The sequence below is a fragment of the Dietzia massiliensis genome (genome assembly GCF_018390595.1).
GTDB lineage: Bacteria > Actinomycetota > Actinomycetes > Mycobacteriales > Mycobacteriaceae > Dietzia > Dietzia massiliensis.
The window spans coordinates 1-416 of sequence record NZ_JAHBAV010000235.1 but is presented as its reverse complement, the minus strand read 5'-3'; the positions used below and the strand labels follow the sequence as shown (position 1 = coordinate 416).

Annotated in this window: 1 protein-coding gene; it reads right to left on the bottom strand. The window is 58.7% G+C overall.

Annotation, left to right across the window (positions count from 1 at the left end):
- Positions 1-30: 30 nt before the first annotated feature.
- A partial coding sequence (locus KHA85_RS20405; RefSeq protein WP_213186697.1) for a 2,3,4,5-tetrahydropyridine-2,6-dicarboxylate N-succinyltransferase occupies positions 31-416 on the bottom strand: 386 nt, incomplete at its 5' end.

Sequence of the window (416 nt, the reverse complement as noted above, 5' to 3'; positions counted from 1 at the left end):
AATAGCGGGTGAATCACCCGCTATTTCAATTTAGTCGATAGTGCGCAATAACTCATTAATGCCGACTTTACCGCGCGTTTTGGCGTCGACTTTCTTGACGATCACCGCGCAGTACAGGCTGTAGGAACCGTCTTTCGACGGCAGGTTGCCGGAAACCACCACCGAACCCGCCGGCACGCGGCCGTAATGGATTTCGCCGGTCTCGCGGTCATAGATACGGGTGCTCTGGCCGAGGTATACGCCCATCGAAATCACCGAGCCTTCTTCCACGATCACGCCTTCCACCACTTCGGAGCGCGCGCCGATGAAGCAGTTGTCTTCGATGATGGTCGGGTTGGCCTGCAGCGGCTCCAGCACGCCGCCGATGCCGACGCCGCCGGACAGGTGAACGTTTTTGCCGATCTGCGCGCAAGAAC